The sequence below is a fragment of the Streptomyces sp. NPDC002386 genome (assembly GCF_053593175.1).
On sequence record NZ_JBSFBX010000015.1, the window covers coordinates 209,214 to 215,998 of the forward strand.

Consider the following 6,785-nt stretch of genomic DNA (forward strand, 5'->3'; position numbering starts at 1 on the left):
CTCCTCAGTTGGCGCTCTGCGTCGGGAGGTGCCCGCCGCTCTTCGCGGCGAGCGCGGCGACCCGGTCCACGGCCCCCGCGAGGGCCTCCGGCGGCAGCAGGCCGGGGCCCTGGCCGCTCGCGAAGTCCGCGAAGGTCTCCGCCGTCGTGTACTTGGGCTGGAAGCCCAGCGTCTCGCGCATCTGGTTCGTGGCGACCACCCGGCCGTGGGTGAGCAGCCGGATCTGTTCCGGCGAGAAGTCCGTCATCCCCAGCGTACGCACCAGCGAGCCGGCCCAGGTGACGGCGGGCAGCAGCAGCGGGACGGTGGGCCGCCCGAGCCGCCGCGAGCACTGCGAGAGCAGCAGCACGCCGTCCCCGGCGATGTTGAACGTGCCGCTGTTCAGCGTGCCCCGGCGCGGCTCGTGGGAGGCCAGCCGCAGCACCTCGACGACGTCGTCCTCGTGCACGAACTGCAGCCGCGGGTCGTAGCCGAACACGGTCGGCAGCACCGGCAGCGCGAAGTACTCGGCGAGCGGGGTGTCGGCGGCCGGCCCGAGGATGTTGGCGAACCGCAGCACGCACACGGCGACGTCGGGCCGCCGCCGCGCGAACCCGCGGACGTACCCCTCGACCTCCACCGTGTCCTTCGCGAACCCACCGCTGGGCAGCGACTTGGCCGGGGTGGTCTCGGTGAACACGGCGGGATCGCGCGGCGCGGACCCGTAGACGTTGGTGCTGGACTTCACCACCAGCCGCCGCACGGTCGGCGACTTCTGGCAGGCGCCGAGCAGCTGCATGGTGCCGATGACGTTGGTCTCCTTGACCGTGGCGCGGCTGCCGCCGCCCAGCGCGGTGCCGGTCACGTCCAGGTGGACGACCGTGTCGGCGCCCGTCTCGGCGAGCACCCGGGCGATGCCGGGCTGCCGGATGTCGGCCTGGATGAAGTCGGCCCCGCCCAGATGGTGCGCCGGCGGCACCGCGTCCACGGCGATCACCCGGTCCACGTCCGGGTCCCGCTGGATCCGCCGTACGAAGCGGCCGCCCAGCTGCCGGGCCACTCCGGTGACGAGCACGACCTTCCCCAAGATCAGCGCCTTCCTTCCCGACCTCGTACGGGACCTGGTCCCTGCCGCGTTCCCCGTGTCGGCAAACTTAGCGGGTCGATGTTGCGCTGTGATGACCACCCGATGCGTGAAGTGACGGAATTTCCCCAGTCGGAATATGCCGACGCCGCCGAGGCGCCGTCCCCGCCCGGGTCCGGGTACGACTGTGGCCCCCCGCCTTCTACAGGTGGGGGGCCACAGAACACGCTCTCGCGGCGCCGCTTACTTCTTGTTGCGGCGCTGAACGCGCGTGCGCTTGAGCAGCTTGCGGTGCTTCTTCTTGGCCATCCGCTTGCGCCGCTTCTTGATAACAGAGCCCACGACTACCCTCGCTCACTTCTCATCACTCGGTTGTTTGGGCGCCATGGGCCCACACGACCTACGAGGGGTCAGCCTACCCGGTCGAGCGCCGAGCTTGTAATCGAGGGGTTGCCCGGGGTCTCCCCGAGCGCCGTCAGGCCGTCTCCACCCCCACATAACTCTCGCGGAGGTACTCGTGTACCGCTTGCTCCGGGACGCGGAAGGACCGCCCCACCCGGATCGCGGGCAGATGACCGCTGTGCACCAACCGGTACACGGTCATCTTCGACACTCGCATCACCGAGGCGACCTCCGCCACGGTAAGGAACTGAACCTCGTTCAGAGGCCTCTCGCCAGCTGCAGCCATGACACACCTGAACCTTCCGCACTCGACGGCCACCGGCTTCCCCTTCCGGTGACTCTTCGTCGTTGCGTGCTCACTCCCCAATGTAGGGGCGGGTGATGCGAGTGGGGAAGAGGTGCACCCATCAACGGCCTACTGTGACAGACGGGCTCGATTGAGCACGTAGCGGGCCAGCGGCAGATAGTGACCAGACGGCACACCGTCGTCAACCGGAACGACGACGGACACCACCCCCTCCGCCTCCCCCACGAACAGCGCCGGGTCGTCGGTGTCGGCCAGGCCGATCGCCTCGAACCCCAGCTGACCTGCACCGCAGACCCAGCCGTGATCACCGATCACCAGCTCCGGCAGCGGTCCGCCGGCCTCGGCCGCGGCGGCCAGGGCGACCCGAACCGGCAGTGGTGAGTGGCAGTGCGCACCCGGCTCACAACCGGGGCGCCCGCTGCCCGGTTCCCGCACCAGGGCAACCCCGCGGACGTAGTCGACGCGGTGCGTGCGTAGACCGAACCGGGTCAATATGTCGACACAGTGACCCTGCGCCGGGGTGAGCACCTCACATCCCGCCGCCGACAGCGCGTCCGCCAAGCCGCCGTAGAAGCCGAGCAGCCGATGCGGATGCCCGGTGCCGAGGAGCACGGGCGCGCCCCGCCCGGCCACGTTCCGGATCCGCTCCGCGAACGCGTCCAGCGCCGCCAGCGTCCGTTCCGGATCGATCGCGTCCGGGCCGGAGGTGTACCCGGGATCGGCCGAAACCCCGCACCTCTGCGCCATCAGGGCGAGCAACTCCCGCTGCCCCCAGGGCGACTCGGGGTCGATTCCGATCAGCACCCGCGGGTCCCGGGCCGCGAACAGCCGGTACCGGCGGAGACTGGCCTCACGGGAGGTCCCGATCTCACCGGCCAGCCGGGCGGCCAGCAGATGCGCACGGAGGCCATCGGCGGTCAACACGGTGCGATGGTGACGCACCGGGGGGTGGCGCGGTGGCGGAACGGGGGAACACCGCACGGTTGGCCCAGTGGGTGTTCCCGGTGCTCAGGGCAGCAGCCCGCGCAGCGGGAACGCCGAGCGGCGAGTGGCGAGGACGGCCTGGTCCAGGCGGTCGGCGGGGTCGTACCCCGCGTCCCACGGGGCGAACGACACCGGCCACCGCCCGTCGGTCATCCGCTGCGGGGCGAGCTGCCGGGTCCGCGCGAACACCTCCTGCCGCCACCCCTCGGGGATCCCCGCCGCCGGATCGATCTCCCGCCCGGCCGCGATCCCCACCAGATGCGTCCACGACCGCGGCACCACCTCGACCACCGCGTAGCCGCCGCCCCCCAGCGCGACCCACTTCCCGTCCGCGTACTCGTGCGCCAGCTCATGACACGCCACCTGCACCGCCCGCTGCGCGTCCAGCGAGACCGCGAGATGCGCCAGCGGATCCTCGAAGTGCGTGTCGGCGCCGTGCTGCGACACCAGCACCTGGGGCCGGAAACCGGCGAGCAGTTCGGGCACCACCGCGTGGAACGCCCGCACCCACCCCTCGTCCCCGGTACCGGCCGGCAGGGCCACGTTCACGGCGGTCCCCTCGCCCGCGCCCGCGCCGGTCTCCTCCGGCCACCCGGTCTGCGGGAACAACGTACGGGGATGCTCGTGCAGCGAGATGGTCAGCACGCGCGGGTCCTCCCAGAACGCCGCCTGCACCCCGTCGCCGTGGTGCACGTCGACGTCCACGTAGGCGACCCGCTCGACACCCAGCTCCAGCAGCCGCGCGATGGCCAGCGCCGCGTCGTTGTAGATGCAGAACCCCGAGGCGCCGCCCGGCATCGCGTGGTGCAGCCCGCCGGCGAAGTTCACCGCGTGCAGCGCGTCCCCGCGCCACACCGCCTCCGCCGCACCCACCGACTGCCCCGCGATCAGCGCGGACACCTCGTGCATCCCGGCGAACGCGGGATCGTCCTCGGTGCCGAGCCCGTACGCCCCGCGGGCCGAGCGCGGATCGGCGGACGCGGCCTTCACGGCGTCGATGTAGTCCGGGCGGTGGACCAGCCGCAGCGTCGACTCCCCGGCCGGTTTCGCCGCTACGACCCCCAGCTCCCGGTCGAGCCCGAAGGCGCCCACCAGCTTCCGGGTCAGCTCCAGCCGGACCGGATCCATCGGATGGTCCGGGCCGAAGTCATAGCCCGTTACTGCCTCGTCCCACATCAGCTGTGCGCGGCCGCTCATGCCCGCCACCGTATCGGTCCGGTTGAGGCGCGAACGACCTGGCGTACACGAGCGTCACCAGCACCAACACCATCGGCACGAGCATGGCCCCGCGATAGCTCCAGGCGTCCCCGAGCGCACCCACCAGCGGCGAACCGACCAGGAAGCCGACGTAGTTGAAGATGTTGAGCCGCGCGATCGCCGCGTCCGACGCCCCGGGGAACAGCCGGCCGGCCGCCGCGAACGTCTGCGGCACCAGGACGCACAGCCCCAGTCCCAGCAGGGTGAACCCGAGCATGCCCAGCCACGCGTCCGGCGCCACGGACACCACTGCGAATCCGGCGGCCGCCAGCAGCGCCCCGAGCCGCACCACCGCCGCCGCACCGAACCGCCGAACCCCGAAGTCCCCGAGGGACCGGCCGAGCAGCGTGGTCACCATGTACACGTTGTAGGGCACGGTCGCCAACTGCTCGGAGCTGCCCAGCACGTCCTTCAGGTACTTCGCGCTCCAGTTGGAGACGGTCGAGTCCCCGATGTACGCGAACGTCATCACCAGGCACAGCGGAAGCAGCAGCTTGAAGACGAGGCCCCCGCCCTGCCCGGCCGCCCGGTCCGCCGCGGGCTCCGCGACCCCGTCGACGTACCACCGGCTGCCCGCCAGCGCCGCCGGCAGCAGCACGGCGACCACCGGCAGGTACGACACCCACAGCGCGAGATGCCAGTGCGCACCGGCCCAGGCCAGCGAGGCGCCGACGATCCCGCCCAGGCTGTAGACCGCGTGGAAGCTCAGCATGATGCTGCGCCCGTACGTCCGCTGCAGACTCACCCCGAGCATGTTCATCGAGGCGTCCAGCGCGCCCACGGAAAGCCCGAACACCGCCAGGGCCACGCCGAGTCCGGCCAGCCGGTCCCCGGCCCCGACACCCACCAGGGCCAGCAGCACCACCGGCTGCGACCAGCGCAGCAGCCGGCTGGGCCGGACCCGCTTCACCAGGTGCTCGGTCGTCACACTGCCGGCTCCGGCGAGGACCGGCACGGCGGCCAGGAAGACCGGCAGCAGCGCGTCGGAGATTCCGTAGCGGTCCTGGATGGCCGGGATGCGCGTCACCAGCAGGGCGAACGCGACGCCCTGCGCGAAGAAGCTGAACGCCAGCGAGGCCCTGCCGCGCCGCAGCACATCAGTCATGGCGGCGAGCGTAGGGCCCCTGGCTACCTGTGGGTAGATCAAGCCAAAGGTGAATTTCCTTCAGCTTCGCTGTGCGGCGGATCAGGCGGCGACGGCCACCTCGGGCCGCCGGCCCGCCGGGTCGGCCTCCACCTCGGCGGTGAGCAGCCGCGCCATCGGCTCGGCCGCGAGGCCCCCGCCGACCACGAACGCCGCCGTCAGCACCACCGCGATGACGACCGTGCCGAGCCACACCATGGTGTCGACCGGGACGGTGTAGGCGCCGACGACCCGGGCGACGCACTCGAGGAGCAGGGCCGTCCCCCACACCAGCGAGAAGGTCCGCTCCTTGCGCCGGAAGGCGTCGGAGCCCGCCGCCGTGCCCGAGGCGAGCCGCTCCCAGGCGGCCTCACGGCGGGCGTCGCCCCTGACGAGGAAGGGCTTCATCCCGGCGGTCATGGCCGGCTTGCCGAGGGCCACCGAGACGAGGATGCCGATCGCCAGGGTGCTGCTGACCGCACCGTCCTTGGCGAGCATCAGCCGCGGGTCGCCGGACACGAACCCGGCCACCAGGCTCACGACGTTCACCACCAGGGTGAGGAGGGCGAGGGCGTTGGCCGTGCGCTCCCTGACCACTCCCCACACCGTCCGCACCGCCGGCACCACACTGCTCCAGGCGAGCGCCTCGAAGGTGCTCATCCCGAACGCCCCCTTGAGGAGGTAGTACGCGCCGATCGGCAGCGCGACGTCCACCAGCAGCGGCTTGAAGGTCCGCAGCAGGCCGGGGCGCTGCTCGCGGCTCGGGTTCTCGGTCCGGTCCTGGTTCCCCGTGGTCTTCGTCATGCCCCCAGCTTCGCCGCGGGGCCCGGTCCGGCGGTAGAAACGATCATCCGGAGGTCCGCATGACAAATGTCAGTCACCGGCGGGTGCCGTCGGTCATATCAGCAGGTCGGCCAACTCGCCCATGCTGGAGAAGAGTTGGCCGGCACCGGTGAGCCGCGCCGCCGGGGTCATGGCGGTGAACCCGTAGACGTCCATACCGGCCGCCACGGCCGCCTGCACGCCGAGCGGGGAGTCCTCGATGACCAGGCAGCGCTCGGGTGCGACGCCCATCCGTTCGGCCGCGTACAGGAAGAGGTCGGGCGCCGGCTTGCCCCGCCCGACGTCCTGGGAGCTGAAGATCCTGTCCTCGGTGAACCAGCGGTCGAGGCCGGTGGTCCGGTGCCCCACCCTGATCCGCTCGTGGCTCCCGGACGACGCCACGCAGTACGGCACCCCGTCCGCGGCCAGTTTCTCCAGCACTCCGCCGACGCCGGCGACGGGCCGCAACTCCCGCTCGAACGCGGCGAACACACGGGCGTGGAAGACGTCGTCGAAGTCGTCCGGGAGCCGACGCCCCGTCCGCTCCAGGACCAGGTCGTGGATCCGGTGCATCGCGGACCCCATGTAGTCCCGGATGGAGTCCTCGTACGTCGTCGGGTGCCCCAGTTCCGTCAGATGGGCGGCCAGGATCCGGTTGGAGATCGGTTCACTGTCGACGAGAACGCCGTCGTTGTCGAAGATGACGAGGTCGTAGCGCATACCCAGACCCTAAAGGACCCGGAACGCAGAAAACCCCCGCATCTTTCGATGCGGGGGTTTTCCCAATGATAGTTCGGCGGCGTCCTACTCTCCCACAGGGTCCCCCC

At 71.4% G+C, this 6,785-nt stretch carries 8 protein-coding genes; all 8 read right to left on the minus strand.

Going from position 1 to position 6,785, the window contains the following annotated elements; all coding sequences use genetic code 11:
• Window positions 1-4 precede the first annotated feature (4 nt).
• A complete protein-coding gene (locus ACWCPN_RS28070) occupies window positions 5-1,066 on the minus strand; it encodes an NAD-dependent epimerase/dehydratase family protein (RefSeq protein WP_199211467.1) in 1,062 nt (353 codons plus the stop codon).
• Between the two features lie 240 nt (window positions 1,067-1,306).
• Window positions 1,307-1,405: a 30S ribosomal protein bS22 gene (locus ACWCPN_RS28075; protein ID WP_003948845.1), complete on the minus strand. Its 99-nt coding sequence runs from the start codon at window positions 1,403-1,405 to the stop codon at window positions 1,307-1,309.
• 133 nt (window positions 1,406-1,538) lie between these two features.
• Window positions 1,539-1,751, minus strand: coding sequence for a helix-turn-helix domain-containing protein (locus tag ACWCPN_RS28080; protein ID WP_004984898.1), 213 nt, complete (start codon window positions 1,749-1,751; stop codon window positions 1,539-1,541).
• A 129-nt stretch (window positions 1,752-1,880) separates the two neighbouring features.
• Window positions 1,881-2,696, minus strand: coding sequence for a phosphatase (locus ACWCPN_RS28085; RefSeq protein ID WP_451211418.1), 816 nt, complete (start codon window positions 2,694-2,696; stop codon window positions 1,881-1,883).
• 84 nt (window positions 2,697-2,780) lie between these two features.
• A complete protein-coding gene (locus ACWCPN_RS28090) occupies window positions 2,781-3,953 on the minus strand; it encodes an acetoin utilization protein AcuC (RefSeq protein ID WP_451211421.1) in 1,173 nt (390 codons plus the stop codon).
• Window positions 3,904-5,118: an MFS transporter gene (locus tag ACWCPN_RS28095; protein ID WP_451211424.1), complete on the minus strand. Its 1,215-nt coding sequence runs from the start codon at window positions 5,116-5,118 to the stop codon at window positions 3,904-3,906. The genes ACWCPN_RS28090 and ACWCPN_RS28095 overlap by 50 nt, the downstream gene beginning before the upstream one ends.
• Window positions 5,119-5,199: 81 nt before the next feature.
• A complete protein-coding gene (locus ACWCPN_RS28100; protein ID WP_451211427.1) occupies window positions 5,200-5,940 on the minus strand; it encodes a VC0807 family protein in 741 nt (246 codons plus the stop codon).
• A gap of 93 nt (window positions 5,941-6,033) precedes the next feature.
• A complete protein-coding gene (locus ACWCPN_RS28105; RefSeq protein ID WP_451211430.1) occupies window positions 6,034-6,678 on the minus strand; it encodes an HAD family hydrolase in 645 nt (214 codons plus the stop codon).
• Between the last annotated feature and the right edge of the window lie 107 nt (window positions 6,679-6,785).

Coding starts and splice junctions, on each gene's coding strand:
- ACWCPN_RS28100 (WP_451211427.1), bottom strand. CDS start 5,940: ATGACGAAGACCACGGGGAACCAGGACCGGACCGAGAACCCGAGCCGC.
- ACWCPN_RS28090 (WP_451211421.1), bottom strand. CDS start 3,953: ATGAGCGGCCGCGCACAGCTGATGTGGGACGAGGCAGTAACGGGCTAT.
- ACWCPN_RS28095 (WP_451211424.1), bottom strand. CDS start 5,118: ATGACTGATGTGCTGCGGCGCGGCAGGGCCTCGCTGGCGTTCAGCTTC.
- ACWCPN_RS28080 (WP_004984898.1), bottom strand. CDS start 1,751: ATGGCTGCAGCTGGCGAGAGGCCTCTGAACGAGGTTCAGTTCCTTACC.
- ACWCPN_RS28105 (WP_451211430.1), bottom strand. CDS start 6,678: ATGCGCTACGACCTCGTCATCTTCGACAACGACGGCGTTCTCGTCGAC.